The following is a 24,945-nucleotide window of genomic DNA, read 5'->3' as shown; positions in this document are numbered from 1 at the left end:
AATAAATCCATCACCGAGCCCTATGAGCCTGGCTCTGTATTTAAGATTATCACTGCGGCTAGCGCTCTGGATCTAGGAACCAGCAGCCTAGATGACACCTTTGTTTGTACCGGACATTATACCATCGGCGGCCGGTCGGTAGGATGCTGGAAGCTGGCAGGCCATGGCACTCAGAATTTCACGGAAATTGTCAAGCATTCCTGCAACCCAGGCTTTATCATGGTAGGTACGGCCATGGGAGGGGAGAATTTCTATAAATACTTTGAAGCATTTGGCCTGACCGAGAAAACCGGCATCGATCTGCCGGGTGAAGAGGGAGGCTCTTCCAGCCTTTATCACAGCATGGAAACCTTGATGAACAGTCCCCATACCTTAGGTGTTAGCTCCTTCGGCCAGACCTTTAAGGTGACCCCCATTCAGCTGATTACCGCCGTTTCTGCAGCGGTCAATGGCGGTAACCTCATGACCCCCTATGTTGTTAAAAGTGTTGTTGACTCCGACGGGAATATTGTGGAGTCCACCGAACCTACAGTGAAGCGCCAGGTCATCAGCGAAGAAGTCTCCTCCACCATTGCGGGTATTTTGGAAAAGGTTGTTTCCGATTCCGACGGCAGCGGTAAGAGCGCCTATATTGCCGGCTATCGGGTAGGCGGCAAGACGGGAACCTCTGAAAAAATCGACGAGCAGGATGAAAACGGCAATGGGGCTCACATTGCGTCTTTCCTAGGAATCGCCCCGGCCGATGATCCTCAGATCGCTGTTTTGGTGATGCTGGATGAGCCTTATATGGAAAATGTCTATGGCTCCGTCATCGCCGCACCGGTGGTCAAGGAAGTGCTGGAAGAGGCGTTGCCCTATCTGGGAGTTGAACCTCAGTATACGGCGGAAGAACTGGCCAACATGGATATTACGGTGCCATCTGTCCTGAAGATGACGGTAGAAGAGGCCCAATCCGCCATTACAGAAGAAGGTCTGGATGTAGAGGTTGTGGGCAGCGGGGAAACCGTTGTCAAACAGGTGCCTCTGGCAGGCCAGCCCATCCCGAGAGAGGGCAAGGTGATTCTGTATACGGAAGAGGATAACACCAGCAGTCTGGTGGAGATGCCGGATGTCAAGGGAATGACAGCGCTTCAGGTAAACCAGACCCTGACCAATCTGGGCCTTAATGTCAAGCTCTCCGGCGTGGATCTCAACGGAAGCACAACCATTGCTTCCCGCCAGTCGGTGGAGGCTGGCACCATGGTGGAAGTAGGTACGGTCATTGAGGTCAGCTTTGTCAACAATGATCCCGTAGCCTAATCCGAACGGGGAAAATCAGAGATATTTCGATATAAATATGACAACTTATGCTCATACTAGGGATGCCGGTCCTTTCGGAACGGGTCCCGCCGCCGTCGGGCTGACAAAATCCGACGGCCGGCAGACAGGAGGGATTCTATGAAGCTGAGTCAATTGCTCCAGGCGATCGGTTCTCAACAGACCTGTGCTGACTGTGAAATCAATCAGGTTACCTGCGATTCCCGCAGGGTAGAGAAGGATAGTTTGTTTGTCTGTATCAAGGGACTCAAATTCGACGGACATGACCATGCCCAAAAGGCCATCGAAGGGGGAGCGGCTGCCATTGTATGCCAGCACCCGCTGGATCTGGGAGAGTTCCCAAACCAATTTGTGGTGGAGGATACCAGAGAGGCCTATGCCCTGCTGTCCGCAGCCATCTGTGGGAATCCAGCCAAAAGCCTGAAGCTGGTAGGGGTTACCGGTACCAACGGCAAGACCACCATCACCAACCTTATCAAGCACATTCTGGAGAGCGCAGGCAAAAAGGTGGGGCTGATTGGGACCATTCACAACGAAATCGGGGATATGCGTATCCCGGCAAAGCATACGACGCCGGATCCGGGAGAACTGCATGTCCTGCTCAAACGGATGCTCAGTGCAGGCTGTGAATACGTGGTGATGGAGGCTTCTTCCCATGCCATGGATCAAAAGCGGCTGTTTGGCTGCGAATTTGAAGCGGCGGTCTTTACCAATCTGACCCAGGATCATCTGGATTACCATGGAACCATGGAAAACTACTTTGAGGCCAAGGCGAAATTGTTTGAACAGGCAAAAAATCTGGTCATCAACTATGACGATCCTTATGGACGCCGGCTCATTGAACGCTATCAGGGAAAAAAATCAATGGTTACCTATGCCGTTGACGACGACAGAGCGGACTTTGTAGCGAAAAATATCAAGTTCGAGCTTTCTTCCAATAAATTTGCCTTGGTGGGCAATGGTGTTATCGCCAGGGTCAACTTTTGTATGCCCGGCCGTTTTTCGGTGGAAAACGCCTTAGCCGCCGCTTGTGCCTGCATGGCGCTGGGCCTCAGTTTTGAGGAGGCGGTGAATGGCCTCAACACCTGCACCGGAGTCCGCGGCCGCACCGAGGTGTTGGATACGGGAGACAACGATTTTACGATTATCTGCGACTATGCTCATTCTCCAGACGGGCTGGAAAAGGTGATGGCAGCACTGAAGCAACTGCATCCCAAACGGCTGGTAGCCCTCTTTGGATGCGCTGGCAACCGAGATCGGACCAAACGCCCCAAGATGACAGCAGCGGTAGCAAAATATGCTGATTTTGCCATTTTTACATCAGATAATCCCAGGGATGAGGATCCTATGCAGATTATCGAAGACGGACTTCCCGGGTTTGAGGAATATAAGATTCCTTATAAAGTGATTGTGGACCGCTATCAGGCCATTCAGTGGGCGCTGGAGCATGCGCAGCCTGGAGATCTGTTGGTGTTGGCCGGCAAAGGGCATGAGGATTACCAGGTACTAGACTTCGGTACCATTGGATTTGATGAGCATGAAATTGTCAAAGACCTGCTGAAAAGAAAACAAAAAGAAAAATAGAGAATAAAATATACTAAAAGTATTAAATTTTTTGGAAGATATCCGGGAAATGGGGGAGACTATGGAAAAGATGACCGTCCGGGAAATTGCCGGCGTTCTGGGAGCTTCTTATGGAAGTGACGGAGAGGTACTGGAAATTAGCACCGACACCCGGACCATCCAGCCGGGCAGCCTGTTTGTCGCGCTGGTAGGGGAGCGTTTTGACGGCCATGGATTTCTTGCCAAGGCTTTTGAAGCAGGGGCTGTAGCCTGTGTAGCCCAGCACCCAGTAGAGACGGGAAATCCACTGTGGGATCAAAATATCCTGGTAGTCGCGGATACCCAGCGGGCCCTTTTGGACATAGCCTCCTATTACCGGCAGCGGTTTTCCTTCCACTGTGTAGGTATCACCGGCAGTGTGGGGAAGACAACGACCAAGGATATGACGGCGGCGGTTCTGATGAGCCGATATAAGACGCTCAAAACCCTGGGCAATGAAAACAATGAAATCGGGCTGCCTAGGACGGTTATGCGTCTTACAAAATCCACCCAGGCGGCGGTTTTTGAAATGGGTATGTGCGGTTTTGGAGAAATCCGCGATTTGACCTTATGTGTCCGTCCCGATATTGGGGTAATTACCACCATTGGCGTATCCCATATGCAACAGCTGGGATCCAGAGAAAATATCCTGAAGGCCAAAACGGAAATTTGTGACGGCATGGCGGAGGGAGCGCCGCTTCTCATCAACGGAGACAACGATCTGCTTCAAAACTACCGGAATCGACATTGTAATGTGGTAAAATATGGAATTGACTCGCCTGACTGTGCTATCCGGGCAATCGATATTCACGAAGCAGGGGAGAATATCCATTTTTCTATCCAGTTTGAGGGGAACAGTTACCCATGTACCCTGCCTTGTATTGGTCGGCACAATGTTCTCAACGCCCTGGCGGCTTTTGGGGTAGGTGTATACTGCCAGATTCCTCCGCAGGTTTGTGCGGATGCTCTGTCGGCCTATGAGCCTTCAGGGATGCGGCAGAGGATGCGGCAATGCCGTGGCGTCACTTTGGTGGAAGATTGCTACAACGCCAGCCCTGACTCCATGCGGGCGGCCATTACTACCCTGCGGGGAATGGAGTGCAGGGGAAAGAAAAGGATGGTCCTGGCGGATATGCTGGAGCTGGGAGATATTTCCGAAGAGGCTCACCGCCAGATTGGAGCCTTTGCCGCGGAAAATAATATTGATGCCCTTTACTGCTACGGCAATGAAGCGAAGTACTTAGCGGATGAAGCGAAGAAGGCCGGTATCGCCCGGTGTATTCATTTTCAAGATAAAGCATCCTTGGCAGAGCTTCTCAGAAGCGAGACCAAGGAGGGGGATATCCTCTGGATTAAAGGAAGCCGGGGGATGAAGCTAGAAGACGTAATTTCAAGGTTCTGCGAGGAGTGTTAAGGCAATGATGAGCTCTCTGTCAACGCTAGTCTCTGCGGTCGTCGGCTTTGGTCTGACGGCGCTGATCGGCATATGGTTTATACCCTTTCTCAGAAAGGTGCATTATGGCCAGACCATCAATGATATCGGCCCCACCTGGCACAAAAACAAACAGGGAACCCCTACCATGGGGGGAATTATGTTTATCATCGGGGTTGTCATTGCTGTGGCAGCAGGAGTTGGTATCTTAAATGCACAGACCGGTGTCCTCTCAAATCCTAGCTATACCGTGCAGAATACCCGGCTAATTGCGGGCCTTGTTATGGCGTTGTGTTTTGGCTTTATGGGCTTTATCGACGACTACATCAAGGTGGTGAAAAAGCGCAACCTGGGTCTGACGGCCAAGCAAAAACTGGTGATGCAGTTTCTCATTGCCATTCTCTACCTGCTGACCCTCTATTTGGCTGGAGACAGAAGCACAATGCTCTGGTTCCCGATCATCGGCTATCTGAATTTTGGCGTGTTTTATTACCCGCTGATGGTGCTGTTCATCGTATTTATCGTCAATGCGGTGAATCTGACCGATGGCATCGACGGGCTGGCTGCCTCTGTGACTTTCGTGGCGGCCATTGGTTTTATGCTGATTACCATGATCATGGGATTTGCCGGCATGGGGATTATGGCCACGGCTCTGGCTGGTGCCTGCATTGGTTTCCTTGTATGGAATTTTCATCCTGCCAAGGTCTTTATGGGAGATACCGGCTCCATGTTTCTTGGAGGCATGGTGGTGGCATTAGCTTTTGGCGTAGGCCTGCCAGTGATTCTGGTTTTGGTGGGGATTCTGTATATTATTGAAGCGCTCTCGGTGGTCATTCAGGTTACCAGCTTTAAGCTCACCGGAAAACGTGTCTTTAAAATGAGCCCCATCCACCACCACTTTGAGATGTCGGGATACAGCGAGGTCAAAATCGTTGCCCTATTTTCCTTGATTACCCTGATCGGATGCGCCCTTGCCGTACTCGCGGTATGGGCCATGTAAATTTTTGAATTACACAAATTAAGAAAACTGGGAGGTCACGAGGCTTTGAAAGAAAAAAAACTTAAAAAACTAAAAAAAGGCCCCATCGATTTGACCTTCCTGATTTTGGTACTGGTTCTCGTTATCTTTGGCCTCATCATGCTTTTTTCCGCTAGTTACGCCTACGCCTACTATCATGAAGGCGATAGCTTTTTCTATATCAAACGGCAGCTGTTATGGGCTACCCTTGGCATTATTGCCATGATTTTCTTCTGTAACTTTGACTATCATTTTTTCCATCGTTTGGCTTTCCCAATTTATGCAGTGGCTATCTTGCTATTGGTTGTTGTATTGTTCATGCCGGAATTCAACGGGGCCAGGCGATGGATCAATCTAGGATTTGGAACCTTTCAGCCCTCCGAAATTGCAAAATTCGCTGTCATAGTCACCTTTGCCCAGCTCATTGCCATTAATGGGAATAAGATGAGTACCTTCAAATATGGTACACTTCCCTTTGTTATACTTCTCGCGGTTATTGTAGGGTTAATGCTTTTGGAACCCCACCTTTCCGGAAGCATTCTGATTCTTTCCATCGGCTGTATTATGATGATTGCGGGTGGGACCAATCTGAAATGGTTTGCCCTCGCCGGTGGCTTGGTTGCGGTTACTGTTTTGGTAGCGCTTTTTGTCCCGGGTGTGGTAGACTACGCCATGAGCCGTGTTGAATACTGGATCGACCCATTTTCTGATCCGCAGGGTAAGGGATTTCAGACCATTCAGTCCCTCTTAGCTATAGGATCTGGTGGGTTGATGGGGTTGGGCTTAGGCAATTCCAGGCAAAAATATCTTTATATTCCAGAGCCGCAAAATGATTTTGTTTTTTCCATCGTTTGCGAGGAGTTGGGCTTTATTGGAGCGGCCATTGTTGTGATTCTGTTCGCGCTGCTTGTGTGGCGTGGCTATGTCATTGCCATGCGGGCACCGGACAAATTCGGCTCTATGCTGGCACTGGGATGTACTACACAGGTAGGAATCCAGGCTATCTTGAATATTGCGGTTGTCACCAATACTATTCCAAATACAGGTATTAGCCTGCCATTTTTCAGCTATGGAGGTACCGCTCTTTGTATGCTGCTGGCAGAGATGGGAATTGTGTTGTCGGTGAGCCGCTACAGTGCATTGGAAAAGACATAAGTGAGAAAACCACCGGTCCTTAGCCGGGATTACATCAAGTAAAGGGTGCGTGAAAATGAAAATTTTATTTGCTGGCGGAGGAACTGCAGGCCACATCAACCCCGCCATTGCCGTGGCATCCTATATCAAACAGAAGCAGCCGGATAGCCAAATCCTTTTTTGTGGTAACCCTCATGGAATGGAAGCTTCCCTGGTTCCCAAGGCGGGATTTGACTTTACCCCCATCAAGGTTAAGGGTTTTCAACGGCAGATTAACCTGCGCAATATCAAGAATAACGCCATGGCGGTGGCTTATCTTGCTACTTCCGGCGCCCGGGCTCGACAGATTATCAAAGATTTTTCCCCCGACATTGTCATGGGAACCGGCGGTTATGTCAGCGGTCCGGTGGTGCGCAAAGCTGCCCAGATGGGGATAAAAACAGTGACCCATGAACAAAACGCCTTTCCGGGTGTCACCACCAAGCTATTGTCGAAACATGTGGATAAGATCCTACTGGCGGTGCCGGAGGCAAAGAAATACTTGGGAAATTGTGATGACCGCTGTGTTGTTACAGGCAACCCTATCCGCGGCAGCGTGCTCAAGGCGGACCGGGATATTTCCCGCATTGAGTTGGGAATTCCAGACGATAAGGTGTGTATCCTATCCTTTGGAGGAAGCCTCGGGGCCCGGCGGATCAACGAAGCGATTGCTGATCTGATGGCATGGCACTACAAAAGAGGAAAGATTTGGCACATTCACGCAACCGGATCTTATGGGGTAGAGCTATTCCCAGCTTTGCTCAAGGAAAAAGGGGTGGATGTAAGCGGCTGCAGAAACATCTCTATTCGAGAGTATATCGACGACATGCCGCGATGTCTTGCCGCAGCGGACCTGGTCATTTCCAGAGCCGGCGCTATTACCCTATCAGAAATCGAAGCGGCGGGCCGGGCTTCGATTCTCATCCCTTCTCCCAATGTGGCGGAAAATCATCAGTATCATAACGCCATGGCCCTTTATAACCGTAACGCCGCTGTGGTCATTGAGGAAAAGGATTTGACAGGAGAGATGCTCTGCAAACAGGTAGAGGAACTGATCTCCGATCCCTTTACCTTGCGCCATTTGGGAAATAATGCGCGCTCTATGGCTATTATTGATTCCAATGAGAGAATCTATCGGGAAATATTAAAGCTATTGAAAGACAGATAACAGTTTTTGAAAATAGAGTATAAACCATTTAAAATTGGAAAAGTAATTGATCATTCACTGGGAAATCCCTTCGAAAGCCTGGAAATCGCTATGCACAAAGCTTTGCACCCCTGCATAGGATAACTGTGCAAGGGTGATCGTCCGATGCACCATAGAATTACCGCTCTCCCTGAGAACAGGACGGATCCACCCTGCCTTTGTATTTGGGCGAAAGGGTGCGTGAAAATGTCGAGATTAATTGTTGAGGGCGGCCGCAAAATCGAGGGAGAAATCAGAATGCAGGGGGCCAAAAACAGCGTCCTGCCGATTTTGGCCGCTACCCTTTTATGTGAGGGCCGAAGCATCCTACATAACTGCCCCCGCCTATCCGATGTGGATGCTGCCGTACAAATTTTGGAATACTTGGGATGCCAGGTCAAAAGGGCAGGAGATACTTTGACTGTGCTTCCGGATACGGTCTGCCGCAGCGATATCCCAGATGACCTAATGAGGGAGATGCGATCTTCCATCGTGTTTTTGGGGGCGATTATCGCCCGTTGTCAAAAGGCGGCCATTTCCTATCCAGGAGGCTGTGAATTGGGGCCAAGACCTATTGATCTGCATCTACAGGCTTTGCGGAAGTTAGGCACAGATATCGTAGAGGAACAGGGATTTCTTGACTGTGTCAGCCACGGCAGGCTGAAAGGCGCCAAGATCGTACTGTCCTTTCCCAGCGTTGGCGCTACCGAAAATATTATGCTGGCGGCGGTGACTGCTAAGGGGACCACAGAAATTATTAATGCGGCCAGAGAACCCGAAATTGTGGATCTGGCAGCTTTCCTGAGCAAATGCGGGGCAAAAATCAAAGGGGCAGGAGAAGGCACCATTGAAATCACCGGTGTGGAAACCTTGAAAGGCTCAGAACATAACGTAATTCCCGACCGGATTGTCGCAGCCACCTATCTAAGTTGTGCGGCGATTACGGGAGGCTGCCTGTCCCTCATGGAATGCTGTCCCGATCATCTGAAAGCAGTGCTCCCCCTCTTTGAGGAATCCGGATGTCAGCTGGAATATGGCGAGGATTATATTTCTATCGAAAGATCCGCTTCACTCAACCCGCTGCGCCTGGTGAGAACCATGCCGTATCCAGGCTTTCCCACTGACGCGCAGGCGCCTGTGATGGCCCTTTCCACCTTGGCAGGGGGAACGACTATTTTTGTAGAAAATATCTTTGAAAACCGATATAAGCACGCCTATGAACTAATGCGAATGGGCGCTGATATTAAAATAGAAGGCCGTGTGGCAGTGGTGGAGGGTGTCTCATCCCTTCATGGTGCACAGGTATGCGCAACAGATCTGCGGGGCGGAGCGGCGCTGATGACAGCGGCGCTGGCGGCCCAGGGAGAAACAGTCATTACCGGAATCCATCACATTGACAGAGGCTATGAGACAATAGAAAAAGTTTTGACATCAGTAGGAGCAAGGGTAAAAAGAGAGTAGAGCTCGAGCGGAGGTCAAAAGTGGGAAGTGTAAAGAAAAAGGCCAACAGGCTGCAAAATATGCAGGATCAAGCAAGGGCATCCAATGGACGCAGACATCGGAAAAAGCACAAGAAGAATAACACCATTCTCTATGTGCTGCTGATGATCTTCGTCCTTGGTGCAGGGATTTATCTGACCTTTAATGTATTTTTTAAGGTCGAGAGCTTTGCGGTGTCCGGGTCGGATAAGTATTCGACCAACCAGGTGATACAGGCGACCCAGATTCAGACTGGGGACAACCTGTTTAAAATTGATACCAATGAGGTGGCAAAGCGGATTTCTGAAGCATTGCCTTATATAGAGTCCGCCAAGGTTACCCGAAAGCTGCCTTCGGTGCTCTCTGTTGAACTGACAGAAGCAGAGGTTATCGGCGCAGTAAAGACTGGGGAGACTTACTGCTTAATTAGTCAGGGCGGCAAGATTTTGGAAATAGGGGTAACTTCTCCGCCGTCAAATGTAGCAGTCGTCAGCGGTTTGGATATGGCGACACCTCAGGTAGGACAGTATCTGACAGAAGGGGACGACCCTACGCGAATCCAGATTCTCAATCAATTGATCGCGGCGCTGACCCAATACGGGATGGTGGAAAATATCAATGTCATCGATGTCACAGATACACTGAATCTTTATCTGGTCTACAGAAACGCCATTAAGATAGAACTAGGGTCTCAGGCAGAATTGGAATACAAAATTAATTTTGTCAGCCAGGTGCTTAAACAGGAAAATATTGAAAACCAGGAAGGTATCATCGACGCTAGCGGGGCAGTAGATCAGGATCAGCCCAATGTCCGCTTCCGAGCCGGGGATTTTGATGAGATCATGGGGACGGTAACTACTCCACCGGTAACTGCATCACCGGAAGAGAGCACGGATACGTCGGAACCGGATTCCTCGGAACCAGATGATTCCCAGGATGCTTCCTCACAGGCTTCGTCCACGACTTCAGATACGGATAATACATCCCAGAGCGCGGCATCAACCTAAGTAGATATTGTTTGACTTAATTATTTATGAAAAAAATACAGTTTTTCCCCAGGGGTTCTTGAAATTATGCGTAGAATCTGTTAAATTATAATGTAAATGAAGATGTTCTATATCTTGTATTTTTTTGACTGATACTGATTGTGACATAATGATATAGTATTTGGTTTTTAGGAGGAAAGCATCACATGCCTATGAATTTTGATTTGGCGAATGACTTTGACAAGGTGGTAAAGATACAGGTCGCCGGCATTGGCGGCGGCGGTGGTAATGCTGTCAACAGGATGATCAGCGCAGGCGTACAGCATGTTGACTTCTTAGCGGTGAATACAGACCAGCAGGCTTTGGATGCTTCTCTCTCTCCCAACAAGATCCTCATTGGTGAAAAGTTGACCAAGCGCAAAGGAGCCGGCGGCAAGCCGGAGATCGGACAGAAGGCGGCGGAAGAAAGCCGGGAAGAAATTGCGGCTGTTCTGAAGGGAACAGATATGATATTTATTACCGCTGGTATGGGTGGTGGTACCGGCACCGGCGCGGCACCGATTGTGGCGGAAGTCGCTCGGGATTTAGGAATCCTCACAGTAGGTATTGTGACAAAACCCTTTGCTTTTGAAGGCAAAAAAAGAATGGAGCAGGCGGAAGCCGGTATCGTGGCTTTACGGGAGCATGTGGATTCCCTTCTGGTCATCCCCAATGAACGGTTGAAGCTGATTTCCGAACAGAGAATCACCTTGGCCAATGCCTTTGAGGCGGCGGATGATGTGTTGCGTCAGGGCGTACAGAGTATTTCCGATTTGGTACATACCAACGGTTTAGTAAACCTGGACTTTGCGGATGTAACCTCTATTATGAAGGATGCAGGTTATGCTCACATGGGCGTGGGACATGCCCAGGGCAAGGACAAGGCAGAACAAGCAGCGGCGATGGCTATTTCCAGCCCGTTGCTGGAGACTTCCATCGATGGAGCCAAGGGAGTTCTTGTCAACATCACTTCCTCTTCCGATATCGGCATGGACGAAGTGGATACCGCTTCTTCGATGATTACCCAGGCCTCCCATCCTGATGCCAATATCATCTGGGGTGTTACCTTTGATGAAAATCTCAATGATGAGATGCAGGTTACTGTCATTGCCACCGGCTTTGACGCCGACCGTTTGGATGCGGCTGTCAATTATAACTTTAAAAGCGGCGTGACTCCTGCTGCGGATAGCGGTGACAAGGGCGTTGGAGACGATGACGATTACTTTGACATTATGAAAATTTTTAATCAGAAATAAGATTGCAAGGGGCAGAGAAATTTACTCTGCCCCATTGTTTTTCTGCTAAAAAGGTGGGGAGGGAATCCTGTGAACTTTAGAAAGGGTAGGAACATTGCATGGGCAGTATGGGCGATTGGCTGCGTGGCTCTTATTTTATCTGCCCTGCTGATTCCTGGTGAAGGGGCTAAGTTTGCCGGTATGATAGTCGGTGTTGTCATCATGGTCGTAGGTGCCTTGCTTTTGTTTCAGTATTGGCGCTGTCCCCACTGCAATGAAGTATTGCCGATTCGCGAGCCAAAAATCCAGTTTTGTCCTTACTGCGGAGAGAAATTGGACTAAGATAGTTACAGATAAAGGATGGCGTTTGCCATCCTTTATTTTTATCCATTTATATGAGAATTCGTCCAAATTGTCTGAAAAAGGGTAATTATACCCCGTAAGAACCCAATAGTTCGCTGAATCTTTTTGTTTCGCTTGCAATCGATGGTTTTTGTGATATAATGAATAAGGTTTATGGCTTGAGATAAGTTATTATGAAAGAACAATGCCATGGCGGATATATTGTAAATAGGAGGTGACGGCATTGAGCCCTGACCCTAGTGGAACATATCGAAGTACAATCAAATATGGGCAGGAGCGGTGCCGTAGATTGCTTCTGCCGTAAAGGAGGAAGCAAGATGCTCAGCTTTTACAAGACAGTGGATAACCGCATCCAGCAGATCTCCCAAGCGGAAGAGGGCTGCTGGATCAGCGCAATTAGCCCTACGGAAGAAGAGGTATCCTATCTGGTGAAAGATCTAGGCGCGGATCAGGAATTTGTCCGGGCCGCACTGGATGAGGAGGAAACCTCCCGTATTGAAAAAGAAGAGGACCAAACCTTGGTGATCGTGGACTACCCCACCCAACAAAAAGAAACAGACAATAATACCATTCTATATTCGACCATGCCTATGGGGATCATTATCATGGAGAAAATGGTCATTACCGTTTGCTTGAAGGAGAACCCTGTGATCAGCGAAATGGCCAATGGAATGGTGAAAAATGTACAGCCCCATTTAAAGACCCGTTTTCTTTTTACCTGTCTGCTTCGGATCGCGGTGCGGTATCTGCAATACTTAAAACAGATTGATAAAATTTCCCATTATGTGGAGCAGCAGCTGCATAAGTCTATGAGAAATAAGGAACTGATTCAGCTGTTGGGCCTTGAAAAATCTTTGGTATTTTTCTCCACATCCCTTAAGGCCAATGAGATGACCTTGGAAAAGGTAATGAGGGGCCGCATTATCAAATTATACGATGAGGATGAGGATATTCTGGAAGATGTCCTCATTGAGGTGCGGCAGGCCATTGAAATGTGTAATATTTATTCCAACATCCTGTCGGGTACCATGGATGCTTTTGCCTCCATTATTTCAAACAACCTGAATATTGTGATGAAGGTGCTCTCCTGTATCACCATTGTGATGGCAGTGCCGACCATTGTCTCCAGCTTTTATGGAATGAATGTGCCCAATATTCCCATTCCTAACTTCTGGTTTCCCATTGGCATCACCATCATACTGATGGCAATTGTGGCCATAATTTTTATCAAAAAGGACATGTTCCATTGAGGAAAATGTGCTGGAAACTCACAGGACGCGAAGGCGTCCTGTTTTGATATGGGGGAGGTTGTAACCCATGAAAAAGAATCCGATGTTTTGGGTGGTTTTTGCTGCAATTGTGGCTCTTGTGCTGATTTACGGTTGTTCTTGGCTCCCAATGGAGATTGACACCCAGATGAATGCCATTGCTTATGAAAACAAAGGCACAGAAAATCTCAGCGAGACTGGAATTACTGTGGAGGGAAAAATCTACCGACCTCTGTTTCACGCGGCGTTTTTTAGGGGAAGTGTAAAAATTCAGGGGATGGAAGATCAGATTGCCCCTGTCCAGAATATTGTCTTTGACAGGCAGGGCGAGCAGGAAAAAGGGAAGATGCAATCCCCTGAGGGAGAAGATATTGGAACCATTGAAATGACCGGGAATTTCGAAAATATCCGCATCGAGTTGGATGAGACGCAGACCATATTGGCTCCTGTCGGCCTTTGATGCAGACTTTTATCCCCGATAGAGAGGCGTACCTTTGTTGGTAAGCTTCTTTATCGGGGATTTTTGACATTTACACAAAGAATAAAAATATTGTGTTTTATATAAAAAATGTTATAATAATGATAACTAGGAATGGGCGATTTTTGGAGGAAGGTTTAGCCGGAAGGGTGTGCGTGCAATGGAGAAACAGGCACTTTTTAAAACCAGCGTTGTAGGTGGATTTAATAAAAGCGAAGTGCTTACCTATATTGATGAACTGAGCAGTTCATCCAAAGAAATGGAAAAACAGTTGGGCGAAAAGATTACGGAGCTGGAAGCAGCGAACCAAAAGCTAGGGGAAGATATTGCTTCGGTGAACCTCAAATTGGAGACTGCCCAGGAGAAGCTGGAATCTGAACAAAACAAGATTCGGGAACTGACGGCGCAGTTAAGTGATATAAGCCTGGATATGGCAAAGTATAAACAGCTCAGCGAGGATAAGGATCGGGAGCTGAAGATCCTAAAAGAGCAGAATCGTCAGCTCCAGTTTAAAGCGGAAAGCTTTGAATACAAGAGCAAAAAATACGATGATATGTCCCAGCAGATTGGGGATGCGCTCATCGACGCGAAGGAAAAAGCGGAGCAGATCATTTTTCAGGCCAATGTGAGAGCCAAGGGGATTGTCCGGAATGCTACCTCGGAGATGGAGAGCTTCTCCGGTCAAATGGCATACCTAAAGGAGGACGTAGCTCGAGTCCGGGAGCATCTATCCCAGGCAGTGGCCCAGATGGAGGAAAAACTGAATGTGCTGGACGGAATGATTGATAAGGCTTCTGCCCGATTGACCTTGACCACGGCCAATGTGGAGCCAGAGGCTCTAGATTCTAAGGAGGAAACTGCCCAGCCTGAGGAAAAGGATTCGTTTTTTCGAGAAGCCGCCGCAGGTCACTGAGAGAGATCCTGCCATTGGCGGCGTTGGGGAAAGACGACAACCCTTGCAGTCGGGACAAAAACCGGTAGAGCCGATCCACCAGGAGATGGGTTTGCATGGAAGATCACAGCAGAAGAATCACCAGTCAAGAATACATGGGCTGCTGGAAAAGTTGTGGAAGCTTCTTGATCGGTCATAAAATAAAGCAGGACGCCGATTGGCGTCCTGCTTTTGGTTGAGGGGTAAGTTATTTTACAGAATTCTCATATGCTTCGATCATCTTTTTTACCATCTGGCCGCCAACGCTACCAGCCTGCTTAGAGGTCAGGTCACCGTTATAGCCCTGCTTCAGGTTAACGCCAACCTCGTTGGCAGCTTCCATTTTAAAACGGTCAAGAGCTTCTCTTGCCTGGGGAACAACAATTTTGTTACTAGCCATAGTAAATTTACACTCCTTCAATGTTTTGGGAAATGAATTTCTTGATTGCGTTTGCAGTATTATTGTAATCTTTCGAGGAACGAATATGAGTGGTAATTTCCGCCTTGGTTTTTGTAGTTTTTTGACTGTGACGGAAGAGAATGAAGAATAAAAAGTATTTATGTCAGCGTTTCAATAAACTGTGTATGGCCGGATAGAGCGAGAATACAGGAAACCACCAGGGTTAGGTATCGGTCAAAGGGATTGCTGTTGTCAGTCGGAAGCTCAAAGGGTTCAATCTGCCGTCCGCAAAAGGGAATAGAACGCTGCAAACAGACAACGGAGCTGTCAGAAGTAAAGCTGGAGTAGGTAAAGGTATCCTTAGAGGAGAGCCCACAGGTGATGACACGCAGCCCCATCTGCCGCGAAAGTTCCGTGGCGTCTTCGTCGTCGGAATCTACCACCGCGTAGCATCCGTCTAGGGAGGGCTGACAAGTTTGGGGAATGCTGTGGCTTTTAAAAATAATGACAGCATTTTCACTCGTTATGGGAACAAGCTTTTCAGTTTCGTAGATGAGAAAGTCATAATGCCCGCTGGGATGTCCCTGGATTTTATCGTTGCCGATATAGAGAATAGAAAACTGGGGAGAAAGAGCTCTAGCGATGAATTTGACCGTTTTTTTATCGGATTTTTTTCCGACAACAACAATGGTTAGCAATCTACACCCTCATTTCGAAGAAAATGACATCTATTATTGTAACCCGAAAAGATAAATTCATCATGGCAGTGATAGAAGTATTTTTGAGAATATGATAAACTTAAAACATCTATAAAATAAAGATAACTAGAGTAATGAGAACTGCACTGGAAAGGCGGAATTTGCATGGCTTTATCGACTGAAAATGTGACAAGAAAGAGTAAAAAAGTAAAAGAAATTTATCTTGCGTCTTTTCCAAAAGAGGAGAGAATGCCCTATTTATTGATGCTGGTCTTGTCCAAAATGCCAACCACAGAGTTTTTGTCTTTTCATGAGAACGGCCAAGTATGCGCCTTTGCATACCTGGCCATGGTAGATCATATAGTGTTCATAATGTTTTTGGCAGTGGATCCCCCTCTGCGCTCTCAGGGTTATGGCGGCAGAATATTAGGTGAGATTCAAAAACGTTATCCTCGCCATAAGATCATCGTCTCCATAGAGCGCTGCGACGAAGCGGCAGAGAATAGAGAGCAAAGATTGCAGCGCAAAAAGTTTTATCTGAAAAATGGGTATGTGGAAACGGGGTATTATATAGAGCTTTCCCATGTGAAGCAGGAAGTTATCATCAAAAATGGAGAATTCGATCCGGAAGAATTTTCAGGATTTTTTAAAAAATATAGTAACGGTACCATGAATCCGAAAATCTGGCCGGCTGGTTCAAAAGAATAAAAGAAGGCAGCCATAAGGCTGCCTTCTTTTAAAATTTATAGATTTTTTTGGCGTTGTTATAAAGGATATCGCTAATCAGTGCTTTGGCTTCTTCTTCGTTCATAAATCCTTCCTCTACCTTGCGGGAAAGGAGCTTTGCAAAAACATGACGGGCGGCTAAGAGGGCGCCAAAGCTATCCTCCGCCATCCAGGTGTCGCATCCCCAACAGATCTTTGACGCATTCCCCAATTCCAACAGCTCTTCCAGGAACCGTTCCGTGGCGCTGGGGGAGAGGATAGGCATCCAGCAGAGGTCGGGATAGACATTGGGGTAGTTGTGAACCAGCGCCAGCACATCATCCATCCAGGGATAGCTGCCGTGGAAGATGACAAAGCGGGTGTCAGGGTTCTGGTCAATGATGGGTTTGAGCCACATGGCGTTGGATTTGTTGAGACGGGCAAGTCCCGTATGGCACTGAACAGGGACATCCCGCTCGGCGGCATATTTGCAGATTTGATCAAAGATGTAATCCTGAAATGCCTTGATCTCCTCTGGGGTAGCGTCGGGATTCATGTATGCTTTGGCTGCTTCATACTTGGTGGTGGGCATAAAGTCCAGTCCGCGGTCATAAGCGCAGCCCGCTTTGATTGCTACACAGTCCTCATCCAGCTTGAGACCGATCTGACGGCGCATGAGCGCCACATAATCGTCGATGGTAGGCGCATCCGGCCAGCCATAGACCTGGAAGGGGTTTTTGCCTTTGTGATCCACCGCCGTTTTGGAGTATCCAAACAAATACATATTGATCCGGTAGGCCGCAGTCATCATACCGCCAAAGCCCTGAATCTCACCGGGATTCCAATAGGAGTCCACAATGACCTTTTCATATCGGCATTTTTCCCGGAGAATGTTGGTGCGGTGGAGCTTATCCTGATAGGCCTCATGAATTTTATCGCTGTAAAGCTGCCATGTCTTTTTAGAAATAGGCTCATTTAAGCCGTAGAGCTCCTGCAAGGACTTTTGAAAATAGGTGAAGTAGGAATTAAAACGCATGTCCTTTACAAAAGCGTCCTTGTCATCCCCGTAGCCTTCGGCATTGATGGCCTTCCAACCCATATAGGTGGAGTGGAGCATGGTATCCAATGTCATGTCACTGCCATCTACGGTAGGTAAGCTGTGGGAATGGGTGTTGATAATGGGATGATCCTGCATATGTTCCATTAAGCGTTCATAAATCGTATTCATGGTATCCACCTCTTATTCTGCTTTGGTTCCGTTTTGTTTGTCCAACCGGTCCAGCCAGATGCTGGCAATATCCAGGGCGTTATACAACCCGTCCTGCTCGCTCTTTTTGAGAATCCGCTCTGCCGGATTCTTGGTGGTATCGGTGCTGATCATCTGCACAGACACGCGGCTGGCCATCTCCATACCTTCTTCCTTTTTGGTGGAGAGAATCTGGAGCATGACCACACTTTCGTCTGACATGCTGCCGTAATATAGGGTTTTTCCGCTGCGAACCAGCGGACGCCCTTTGTATGTCAAAAACTCCTGGTCCTTGTTCTCTGCCATGAAACATACCTCCTTATGATTCTATATCATGCAACCTTGTTTTACACAGTGGTATCAAAAACAAAATGAATGTAGATCTATATTTTACCATAATTTTGCCAGCAAGTAAAGAAAGTGCCATGAAAGAAACCGCGGCCTTTATCGATTTGGCCGCGGCTTTGCTATCGTTTATGATTTAGTCATTCAGATAGGACTTGACAAGCAGCTGAAGTAGCTCATCCCGGTCCACCCGGCGGATGAGGCTCCGCGCATTGTTGTGAGTTGTAATATATGTGGGATCCTCAGAGAGAATATACCCCACAATCTGGTTAATGGGATTATACCCTTTTTGGCGCAAAGCATCGTACACAGACGTCAGTATCTGCTTGATCTCTTTTTCCTTATCTTCATGAATTGAAAACGATATTGTCGGTTCGTGCATGATACCACCTCTTTGTACACTAGCATACACTAAAACAGGAGAATTATCAAGTCGAAGTTGCAAATCTCTTATGAGATTTTTATGAAAAATCAAAGAAGACCAAAGAGAAAACCGGGAATAAAAACAAAGGCAGCCTTCATCAAAGGCTGCCTTCATAAAAAACTTTGTCTTAAGAACGGAGAACAGCGCCCATCTCATCTAAAGCCTTGAGGACCTTCTTCATGGCTCCATCGGTCTCCTCATCGGTGAGGGTACGGTCGGGAGCGCGGAAGGACAAACTCCATGCTACGCTCTTTTTGCCGTCAGGAACCTGTTGACCCTTATAAACGTCAAAGAGGGAAACCCTCTCCAGAATAGGACCAGCAGCCTTCTGGATAGCTTTCTTCATATCCAGGACCGGCAAAGCATCATCACAGAGCACCGCAATATCCCGGGCAGTCGCCGGATATTTGGGCAGAGGCTTATATTCCTTGGATACGCAGCGCAGATCAAAGAGGGCGGAGGCGTCCAATTTGGCGGCGTAGACCTTGGTATTAATGCCATAGTTTTGCAGCACAAGGGGATGAATTTCACCAATCGTGCCGATGTCCCGTCCATCTTTGCTGATGCAGGCACACCGGCCAGGATGGAAGGTGGGGTTATCGCTGACAGCGGATACATCATAATCGGCAATTCCCAGCACATCTAACAGGGCTTCTACTACGCCTTTGAGGGAGTAGAAATCATACTGTTCCCCATACATGCCCAGGGTTACCTGAACGTTTTCGTCAGGCAGGGGATTTTCTGTGGGGATATATTCGGGAGAAAGCTCAAAAAGAGCTGCGCTTTCGTTGCGGTTATTATAGTTTTTGGCCAGAATCTCCAGCATAGAGGGGAGGGTGGTGGTGCGCATAACGCTGGTATCCTCGCCCAAGGGGTTTTGGATGGTGACGCATTTGCGCAGGGGGCTATCCTCAGGCAGCCGGATTTTATCATAGTATTTGGGGCTGATGAAGGAATAGGTCATAATCTCATAGAGCCCCTGGCTGAGCAGGGTATTGCTGACGGTCCGCTCAAATTTCTGCTGTTCGGTCAGATGGCCTTGGGCTGTACCCCGGATGGCGGTGACAGGGATTTTATCATAGCCGTAGAACCGGGCGATTTCCTCTGAAATGTCAGCTTTATGCTCCAGATCCGGGCGGAAGGAGGGGACAATGATATCGTCTCCATCCATAACGCAGCCGACCCGTTCCAGATAGTCCACCATCTGCTCCCTTGGGATGTCAATGCCGAGGAAGCGGTTGGTCCAGTCCACATCCAGTTTGATACGGCGCTGGGCCTTATCCGAGTTGTCCACATCCACATAGCCGCCGATGACCTCGCCCACTCCCAGCATTTCGATGAGCTCGCAGGCACGGTCTACTGCGGGTTTGGTGTTGTTGGGATCCAGCCCCTTTTCGTAGCGGCCAGAGCTTTCGGTGCGCAGTCCCAGCTTTTTGGAGGTCAGCCGGACACTGGGACCGTTAAAACAGGCGGATTCAAAAACAATGGTGTCGGTGTCATCCATGATACTGGAAAATTCACCGCCCATGACGCCTGCAACGGCCACAGGGCCTTTCTCATCGGCGATGACCAGCATGCTTTCGTCAAGGTTGCGTTCCACATCGTCCAAGGTGGTAATTTTTTCCCCATTTTTAGCGGTGCGGACGGTGATCTTGTGACCGTTTACATACTTGTAGTCAAAGGCATGCATGGGCTGGCCGTATTCCAGCATGACATAGTTGGTAATATCAACAATATTGTTGATGGGCCGAACGCCGCAAGCCCGCAGACGCTCCCGCATCCAACGGGGAGAGGGCTCAATTTTTACATTTTTGACCATCCGGGCAATATAACGCATGCAGAGTTCCGGATTTTTCACCTCGACCTGAAGCAGATCATTGACATCCCCGTCAGTGCCCTTCACCACAGGGGTGTGGAGTTTTAGCGGCAGGTTATAGGTGGCGGCAGCCTCCCGAGCCAAACCGATGATAGAGAAACAGTCGGGGCGGTTGGAGGTGATTTCAAACTCCACACAGGTGTCGTTAAGGCCTAAAGCCTCTCGGATGTCCTGCCCCAGCTTTACATCTTCATCAATGACCATAATGCCATCCTCGATGGCGTTGGGAAAGTCGTGGACGGTAAGGCCCAATTCTCCCAGAGAGCAAAGCATGCCGTTGGAGACAACGCCCCGCAGCTTTCCCTTGCGGATTTTTTTGCCGCCGGGCAGCGTAGAGTTGTCCATGGCTACGGGGACCACATCCCCTACCTTTAGGTTGGTGGCGCCGGTGACAATCTGGATGGGCTCACCAGAGCCTACATCCACCTGGCATACGACCAGCTTGTCCGCATCAGGGTGCTTTTCAATGGAGAGGATTTTTCCCACGATCACATTGCTGATCTCACTGCCTTCTACAGTGTAACCCTCAACCTTAGAACCGGACATGGTAATAGCTTCGCAGAAATCATGGGGTTTGGCGTCAATATCGACAAAGTCGGATAACCATCTCATGGATAAATTCATAGAAAAACCATTTCCGCCGCTACCGCAAGCGGCAATTTACTGTCAAAAGCTCCAGCGGATGAATTTGGAGCCAGTATTTACAAAATGGATGGATTAAAATTGGTCAAGGAAGCGCAGGTCGTTTTCGAAGAACAAGCGCAGGTCGTCGATACCAAAGCGGCGCATGACGATTCGTTCCAGACCCATGCCAAAAGCAAAGCCGCTGTATTCCTCAGGATCCACATTGCAAATTTCCAGAACTTTGGGGTGAACCATGCCACAGCCCAAAAGCTCGATCCATCCCTCGCCCTTGCACAGCCGGCAACCTTCGCCATGGCAGGCAAAGCACTGGATGTCCAGTTCTGCGCTGGGCTCGGTGAAGGGGAAGTGATGGGGGCGGAAACGAACCACCGTATCCTCGCCATAAAGCCGTTTGACGAAAATCTCCAAGGTGCCTTTGAGATCCGCCATGGTAACGCCTTTGTCTACAACCAAGCCCTCAATCTGATGGAAGAGGGGGGAGTGGGTGGCATCCACGGCATCGGAGCGATAGACCCGGCCGGGAGCGATGACCCGGATGGGAGGCCTTTGTTTCTCCATGACCCGGATCTGCACCGGTGAGGTCTGGGTGCGGAGAAGAACGTTGTCATTAATATAAAATATGTCTTGGGTATCCCGAGCCGGATGGTTTTTGGGAATGTTGAGCGCTTCAAAGTTATAGTAGTCGAGCTCTACCTCCGGACCCTGGGCGATGTCGAAGCCCATACCCAGGAATATCTCTTTGATTTCGTCCAGTACCAGGGTCAGGGGGTGCTTTTTGCCCAGAGGATGCCGTTTGCCAGGCATGGTCACATCCAGCCTTTCACTCTCCAGCTGAGCGGTCAGCTGAGCTGCCTTGAGTTCTTCGTTGCGGGCCGCAATAGCGTTTTCAATATTAGTGCGGATTTCGTTGGCTAGCTGGCCGATGACCGGACGCTCCTCCGCAGAAAGCTTCCCCATCTGTTTGAGGATGGCGGTCAATTCTCCTTTTTTGCCCAGGAACCTGACGCGAAGGGTGTCAACTTCCTTCATATCCTGCGCGGCGTGGATCAGCTGCTCCGCCTGCTGCCGGATTGCGTTTAACGCTTCTTTCATTGTGTTCACCTCATCTATAGTTTTCATTGTTTGCACCAAATTTTCCCGGGTTCCTCACGGTAAAAAGCAATAAAAAAAGCCTTCATCCCCATCGACAACAGGGACGAAAGCGCACATTGCGTTTCCGCGGTACCACCCGGATTTTTGCATCAAGAGCAAACACTCTGCCGCTCTGTAACGGGAGCATCACCCGTCGGCGCCTACTTACGAACGTTTCAGCGCCGCCGCTCGTGAGTGAACTTCACATCCCTTGACCCCGGCGGACCAGTTTTCAGCCGATGACCAGCCCTCTCTGCTCCGGCAATGGGAAGCTACTCTCTCAGTCTTTGCGTTTGTGTTTTATCTTAGCACAGAAATGATCCCTTTGCAAGAGCTTTTTCCCATGTTTACGGGAAAAAATCCGCTTTTCTTTGCCGAAAAGAAAAGAAGAAAAAGAGGGCAAAGAAGGACAGACTATGCTATAATATGTGACAAAGAAAATGCCGGGAGGGAAACAGATATGGTATATGCCGGAGTGGATCTCATCGAGATTGACAGGCTCAAACGCTGCGTCCAGCGTCCCCACTTTATGCAGCGGGTGTTTTCGGAGGAAGAAAGGAACCTATTTCTATCCAAAGGGAATCCTCTGCCTACCATAGCAGCTAATTTTGCCGCCAAGGAAGCCTTTGGCAAAGCCATGGGCACCGGAGTGCGGGGGTTTTCCTTGACCGAAGTGGCGACATTGCGGGATGGGGCCGGACGGCCCTATCTTCATCTGACCGGCAGAGCAAAACAGCTGGCGGAACAGCGGGGAATGAATTTTTCCGTTTCCATCAGCCATACCAAGGAGTATGCCATCTGCTTTGTGACAGCGGTGAGCGATCACGAATAAGAAGGAGGATACATCATGGCAATTGCAACATCCAAAGAAATGAAGGAGATCGAAGCTGGATCTCTCCAATATGGACAGACCTATCTGTCCCTTATGCAAAACGCAGGAGATAGAGTGACGGAGGCCATTGAAGAGAAGATGGAGGTGTCCGTGATTCGATGTGTTATCTTCTGCGGACACGGCAACAACGGCGGAGACGGTTATGTTGTGGGAAAAAACCTCCTGGCAAGGGATGCCAAGGTGCTTTTGGTCATGGTCCACAAGCCGCCGGTAACCCCCGATGCTGTAACTATGTATGAGCGGGCCAAAGAAGCTGGTGTGGAAATTGTCTCTTTTGAGGAGGATCGGGAAGAAGTATACAGATGGATGTCCCATTGTGATGTGACGGTGGACGCCATCTATGGTACCGGTTTTCACGGGGAATTGGACGACACGGTGAAAGAAATCGCCGCACTGATTGCCAAAAGCGATACCTGTACCTTTGCAGTGGATATCCCCAGCGGAGTAGAGGCAAATACCGGACGAGTGGCCGCTGATGCGGTTCGGGCAAATTATACCGTTACCTTTGACTGCTATAAGCCCGCACATCTTCTTTTAGAATCTGCGGAAAACTGCGGCTGTGTCATGTTAGCTGATATCGGAATTGACCCCAGAGTTCATCAGCAGGTTCCCCTTTCCCATACCCATCTGACCAACGGCTTTGCATTTTCTCAGATTAAGAAGCGGCCCCGCAACTCCCATAAGGGTACCTTTGGCAGGCTCCTCAACCTATGCGGCAGTGTGGGGATGTGCGGCGCGGCCCTGATGTCCACTACTGCCGCTCTGCGGTGCGGCGCCGGGCTTGTGACTTTGGGAACAGTAGAGGAACTGACAGTACCGGTGTCGGTGCGCCTCACTGAATCCCTGTTCCTGCCTCTGCATGCCAATGACAGTGGACGGATCTCGGCCCAGAATCTGCCTGGGATTTTGGAAAAGCTGAAAACAAGTAACGCCTGCCTGATAGGCTGCGGACTGGGACTGGATGAAGATACCGTCCAGATTGTCCAGGAAGTGCTCCAGAAGGCAGATTGTCCCGTTGTAGTGGATGCCGATGGTATAAATGCCCTGGCACAAGACATAGATATGTTAAAGAAAGCCAAAGCCCCTGTGATCTTGACTCCGCATCTGGGAGAGATGTCCCGGCTATGTGGAAAAACTGTGTCGCAGATTGTAGCTGACCGCTACAACATTGGAAAGCATTTCGCCCAGGAATACGACGTGACCTTGGTTCTCAAGGGGACAAATACCCTAGTGTTTTCCCCAGAAGGTCAGGTCTATATTAATACCAATGGAAACCCTGGACTTTCTAAAGGTGGAAGCGGGGACATCCTGGCCGGGATGATTGCCTCTTTTGTGGCCCAGGGACTCCCTGCCGACATTGCAGCGGCCTGTGGAGTGTATCTTCACGGCGCGGCGGCGGACCGTTGTTCCAAACGATTGTCGGAATATGGAATGCTTCCCACCGATATGCTGACGGATCTGTGCCACATTTTTGCTGAAAACGGGAGGTAACCCGGCGGATAAAATAGAGCAGGGTGAAAGCGGGCTTTCTTCAAATTTCATGCCGCCCCGGCGGCGGAATGGAGACGAAGGAAATATGAAACGGGTTATTTCTTTGCTCTTAGCTGTTCTTTTATCCGTGTCGGTACTTGCCGGCTGTAAGGAGGCCTCCACAGGTGGGGAGGCGACACTCAGCGAAGCCCAGATAAGCGAGAAGCTCCAGACGGATTTTGCCTCCTCTGCCAAGATCAAGTATAAGGGGATTGAAGCCGAAGCTCAGATCAAGAAAGAAGGCGGAGGCTGTACCGTTGATTTTACAGCCCCGGAGAATCTGGCGGGAATGCAGTTCGATCTGTCTGGCGAAAAGCTGGGGATCAGCTATAAAGGCTTTCATGTGGATATCGACCCTAATTCCGCAGTGGGAGGAGCAGTGGTGAAGTTATTGGTAAAGGCACTGACTACAGCCGCGGAGAAAAACGGGGTGGATATTTCGGTGGAAAAGGATGTTGTTGAGATTGTGTCCAATCAGCAGAGCTTCCAGTTTTCCCTGCGGTTGGACGGGGAGAGCGGGAATATTTTAAACTTGCAAATTCCCGA

24 protein-coding genes and 1 other annotated feature are annotated in these 24,945 nt (G+C 49.0%); of the genes, 17 read left to right on the top strand and 7 right to left on the bottom strand.

Going from position 1 to position 24,945, the window contains the following annotated elements:
• The 13 genes from ACZ25G_RS01795 to ACZ25G_RS01735 form a co-directional block, all read left to right on the top strand.
• A partial coding sequence (locus ACZ25G_RS01795; protein WP_463681336.1) for a penicillin-binding transpeptidase domain-containing protein occupies positions 1–1,299 on the top strand: 1,299 nt, incomplete at its 5' end.
• Positions 1,300–1,437: 138 nt separating this feature from the next.
• Positions 1,438–2,901, top strand: a complete 1,464-nt coding sequence (locus tag ACZ25G_RS01790) for a UDP-N-acetylmuramoyl-L-alanyl-D-glutamate--2,6-diaminopimelate ligase (RefSeq protein WP_463681335.1) — start codon at positions 1,438–1,440, stop codon at positions 2,899–2,901.
• Between the two features lie 61 nt (positions 2,902–2,962).
• On the top strand, positions 2,963–4,333 hold the full coding sequence (locus tag ACZ25G_RS01785; RefSeq protein WP_463681334.1) for a UDP-N-acetylmuramoyl-tripeptide--D-alanyl-D-alanine ligase: 1,371 nt from the start codon (positions 2,963–2,965) through the stop codon (positions 4,331–4,333).
• Positions 4,334–4,340: 7 nt separating this feature from the next.
• Entirely contained in the window at positions 4,341–5,351 is a 1,011-nt protein-coding gene (gene mraY / locus ACZ25G_RS01780) for a phospho-N-acetylmuramoyl-pentapeptide-transferase (protein ID WP_463681337.1), read from the top strand.
• A 45-nt stretch (positions 5,352–5,396) separates the two neighbouring features.
• Positions 5,397–6,524, top strand: coding sequence for a putative lipid II flippase FtsW (gene ftsW, locus ACZ25G_RS01775; RefSeq protein WP_463681333.1), 1,128 nt, complete (start codon positions 5,397–5,399; stop codon positions 6,522–6,524).
• A 55-nt stretch (positions 6,525–6,579) separates the two neighbouring features.
• Complete coding sequence (gene murG / locus ACZ25G_RS01770; protein WP_191509870.1) at positions 6,580–7,710, top strand: undecaprenyldiphospho-muramoylpentapeptide beta-N-acetylglucosaminyltransferase; 1,131 nt, start codon at positions 6,580–6,582, stop codon at positions 7,708–7,710.
• Between the two features lie 225 nt (positions 7,711–7,935).
• Positions 7,936–9,189: a UDP-N-acetylglucosamine 1-carboxyvinyltransferase gene (gene murA, locus ACZ25G_RS01765; protein WP_463681332.1), complete on the top strand. Its 1,254-nt coding sequence runs from the start codon at positions 7,936–7,938 to the stop codon at positions 9,187–9,189.
• A 20-nt stretch (positions 9,190–9,209) separates the two neighbouring features.
• The gene (locus ACZ25G_RS01760) at positions 9,210–10,214 is read left to right on the top strand and encodes a cell division protein FtsQ/DivIB (protein WP_463681331.1); all 1,005 of its coding nucleotides are present in this window, start codon (positions 9,210–9,212) and stop codon (positions 10,212–10,214) included.
• Positions 10,215–10,405: 191 nt separating this feature from the next.
• Complete coding sequence (ftsZ, locus tag ACZ25G_RS01755; RefSeq protein WP_191481749.1) at positions 10,406–11,488, top strand: cell division protein FtsZ; 1,083 nt, start codon at positions 10,406–10,408, stop codon at positions 11,486–11,488.
• A gap of 69 nt (positions 11,489–11,557) precedes the next feature.
• The gene (locus ACZ25G_RS01750; RefSeq protein ID WP_463681330.1) at positions 11,558–11,809 is read left to right on the top strand and encodes a hypothetical protein; all 252 of its coding nucleotides are present in this window, start codon (positions 11,558–11,560) and stop codon (positions 11,807–11,809) included.
• 338 nt (positions 11,810–12,147) lie between these two features.
• Positions 12,148–13,080 (top strand): magnesium transporter CorA family protein, encoded by a 933-nt coding sequence (locus ACZ25G_RS01745; protein ID WP_191481731.1) that lies wholly within the window; start codon positions 12,148–12,150, stop codon positions 13,078–13,080.
• A 67-nt stretch (positions 13,081–13,147) separates the two neighbouring features.
• A complete protein-coding gene (locus ACZ25G_RS01740; RefSeq protein WP_191509872.1) occupies positions 13,148–13,558 on the top strand; it encodes a hypothetical protein in 411 nt (136 codons plus the stop codon).
• Between the two features lie 178 nt (positions 13,559–13,736).
• Positions 13,737–14,489, top strand: coding sequence for a coiled-coil domain-containing protein (locus tag ACZ25G_RS01735; RefSeq protein ID WP_342680965.1), 753 nt, complete (start codon positions 13,737–13,739; stop codon positions 14,487–14,489).
• A 226-nt stretch (positions 14,490–14,715) separates the two neighbouring features.
• Here the strand turns inward: ACZ25G_RS01735 and ACZ25G_RS01730 are convergent, their stop codons facing one another.
• Together ACZ25G_RS01730 and ACZ25G_RS01725 are read right to left on the bottom strand one after the other, a co-directional pair.
• Complete coding sequence (locus ACZ25G_RS01730; RefSeq protein WP_191481734.1) at positions 14,716–14,907, bottom strand: small, acid-soluble spore protein, alpha/beta type; 192 nt, start codon at positions 14,905–14,907, stop codon at positions 14,716–14,718.
• A 158-nt stretch (positions 14,908–15,065) separates the two neighbouring features.
• A complete protein-coding gene (locus ACZ25G_RS01725; protein WP_191509874.1) occupies positions 15,066–15,605 on the bottom strand; it encodes a hypothetical protein in 540 nt (179 codons plus the stop codon).
• Positions 15,606–15,770: 165 nt separating this feature from the next.
• Between ACZ25G_RS01725 and ACZ25G_RS01720 the strand changes: the two genes are divergently transcribed.
• On the top strand, positions 15,771–16,313 hold the full coding sequence (locus tag ACZ25G_RS01720) for a GNAT family N-acetyltransferase (RefSeq protein WP_463681329.1): 543 nt from the start codon (positions 15,771–15,773) through the stop codon (positions 16,311–16,313).
• 28 nt (positions 16,314–16,341) lie between these two features.
• On the opposite strand, the gene ACZ25G_RS01715 is transcribed toward ACZ25G_RS01720, so the two are convergent.
• From ACZ25G_RS01715 to pheS, 5 genes are all read right to left on the bottom strand, one after another.
• Positions 16,342–17,538: an amidohydrolase family protein gene (locus ACZ25G_RS01715; RefSeq protein WP_463681328.1), complete on the bottom strand. Its 1,197-nt coding sequence runs from the start codon at positions 17,536–17,538 to the stop codon at positions 16,342–16,344.
• Between the two features lie 12 nt (positions 17,539–17,550).
• Entirely contained in the window at positions 17,551–17,862 is a 312-nt protein-coding gene (locus ACZ25G_RS01710) for a hypothetical protein (RefSeq protein WP_191481738.1), read from the bottom strand.
• 175 nt (positions 17,863–18,037) lie between these two features.
• Positions 18,038–18,283 (bottom strand): IreB family regulatory phosphoprotein, encoded by a 246-nt coding sequence (locus ACZ25G_RS01705; protein WP_191481739.1) that lies wholly within the window; start codon positions 18,281–18,283, stop codon positions 18,038–18,040.
• A gap of 169 nt (positions 18,284–18,452) precedes the next feature.
• Positions 18,453–20,825 carry a phenylalanine--tRNA ligase subunit beta gene (pheT, locus tag ACZ25G_RS01700; protein WP_463681327.1) on the bottom strand — a complete coding sequence of 791 codons (2,373 nt, stop codon included), beginning with the start codon at positions 20,823–20,825 and terminating at the stop codon, positions 18,453–18,455.
• Positions 20,826–20,918: 93 nt separating this feature from the next.
• Entirely contained in the window at positions 20,919–21,938 is a 1,020-nt protein-coding gene (gene pheS, locus ACZ25G_RS01695) for a phenylalanine--tRNA ligase subunit alpha (protein WP_463681326.1), read from the bottom strand.
• Positions 21,939–22,034: 96 nt separating this feature from the next.
• Positions 22,035–22,274 (bottom strand) — a binding site (T-box leader).
• Between the two features lie 163 nt (positions 22,275–22,437).
• Between pheS and acpS the strand changes: the two genes are divergently transcribed.
• From acpS to ACZ25G_RS01680, 3 genes are all read left to right on the top strand, one after another.
• On the top strand, positions 22,438–22,809 hold the full coding sequence (acpS, locus tag ACZ25G_RS01690; protein ID WP_191481742.1) for a holo-ACP synthase: 372 nt from the start codon (positions 22,438–22,440) through the stop codon (positions 22,807–22,809).
• 15 nt (positions 22,810–22,824) lie between these two features.
• Positions 22,825–24,360 (top strand): NAD(P)H-hydrate dehydratase, encoded by a 1,536-nt coding sequence (locus ACZ25G_RS01685; protein WP_463681325.1) that lies wholly within the window; start codon positions 22,825–22,827, stop codon positions 24,358–24,360.
• An 85-nt stretch (positions 24,361–24,445) separates the two neighbouring features.
• Positions 24,446–24,945: hypothetical protein (locus tag ACZ25G_RS01680; RefSeq protein WP_463681324.1), on the top strand; the 500-nt coding region annotated here is incomplete at its 3' end.

It is taken from the genome of Zongyangia sp. (assembly GCF_965361945.1).
The sequence above is the reverse complement of the archived record's forward strand: the minus strand, read 5'-3'. Positions and strand labels throughout refer to the sequence as shown.

What these genes read in the sequence shown, in the direction of transcription:
- murG (WP_191509870.1), top strand. Translation starts at nt 6,580, where the DNA reads ATGAAAATTTTATTTGCTGGCGGAGGAACTGCAGGCCACATCAACCCC.
- ftsZ (WP_191481749.1), top strand. Translation starts at nt 10,406, where the DNA reads ATGAATTTTGATTTGGCGAATGACTTTGACAAGGTGGTAAAGATACAG.
- ACZ25G_RS01740 (WP_191509872.1), top strand. Translation starts at nt 13,148, where the DNA reads ATGAAAAAGAATCCGATGTTTTGGGTGGTTTTTGCTGCAATTGTGGCT.
- ACZ25G_RS01785 (WP_463681334.1), top strand. Translation starts at nt 2,963, where the DNA reads ATGGAAAAGATGACCGTCCGGGAAATTGCCGGCGTTCTGGGAGCTTCT.
- ACZ25G_RS01790 (WP_463681335.1), top strand. Translation starts at nt 1,438, where the DNA reads ATGAAGCTGAGTCAATTGCTCCAGGCGATCGGTTCTCAACAGACCTGT.
- ACZ25G_RS01715 (WP_463681328.1), bottom strand. Translation starts at nt 17,538, where the DNA reads ATGAATACGATTTATGAACGCTTAATGGAACATATGCAGGATCATCCC.
- ACZ25G_RS01730 (WP_191481734.1), bottom strand. Translation starts at nt 14,907, where the DNA reads ATGGCTAGTAACAAAATTGTTGTTCCCCAGGCAAGAGAAGCTCTTGAC.
- ACZ25G_RS01720 (WP_463681329.1), top strand. Translation starts at nt 15,771, where the DNA reads ATGGCTTTATCGACTGAAAATGTGACAAGAAAGAGTAAAAAAGTAAAA.
- pheT (WP_463681327.1), bottom strand. Translation starts at nt 20,825, where the DNA reads ATGAATTTATCCATGAGATGGTTATCCGACTTTGTCGATATTGACGCC.
- ACZ25G_RS01735 (WP_342680965.1), top strand. Translation starts at nt 13,737, where the DNA reads ATGGAGAAACAGGCACTTTTTAAAACCAGCGTTGTAGGTGGATTTAAT.
- ACZ25G_RS01745 (WP_191481731.1), top strand. Translation starts at nt 12,148, where the DNA reads ATGCTCAGCTTTTACAAGACAGTGGATAACCGCATCCAGCAGATCTCC.
- ACZ25G_RS01710 (WP_191481738.1), bottom strand. Translation starts at nt 17,862, where the DNA reads ATGGCAGAGAACAAGGACCAGGAGTTTTTGACATACAAAGGGCGTCCG.
- ACZ25G_RS01685 (WP_463681325.1), top strand. Translation starts at nt 22,825, where the DNA reads ATGGCAATTGCAACATCCAAAGAAATGAAGGAGATCGAAGCTGGATCT.
- mraY (WP_463681337.1), top strand. Translation starts at nt 4,341, where the DNA reads ATGAGCTCTCTGTCAACGCTAGTCTCTGCGGTCGTCGGCTTTGGTCTG.
- pheS (WP_463681326.1), bottom strand. Translation starts at nt 21,938, where the DNA reads ATGAAAGAAGCGTTAAACGCAATCCGGCAGCAGGCGGAGCAGCTGATC.
- ACZ25G_RS01705 (WP_191481739.1), bottom strand. Translation starts at nt 18,283, where the DNA reads ATGCACGAACCGACAATATCGTTTTCAATTCATGAAGATAAGGAAAAA.
- murA (WP_463681332.1), top strand. Translation starts at nt 7,936, where the DNA reads ATGTCGAGATTAATTGTTGAGGGCGGCCGCAAAATCGAGGGAGAAATC.
- acpS (WP_191481742.1), top strand. Translation starts at nt 22,438, where the DNA reads ATGGTATATGCCGGAGTGGATCTCATCGAGATTGACAGGCTCAAACGC.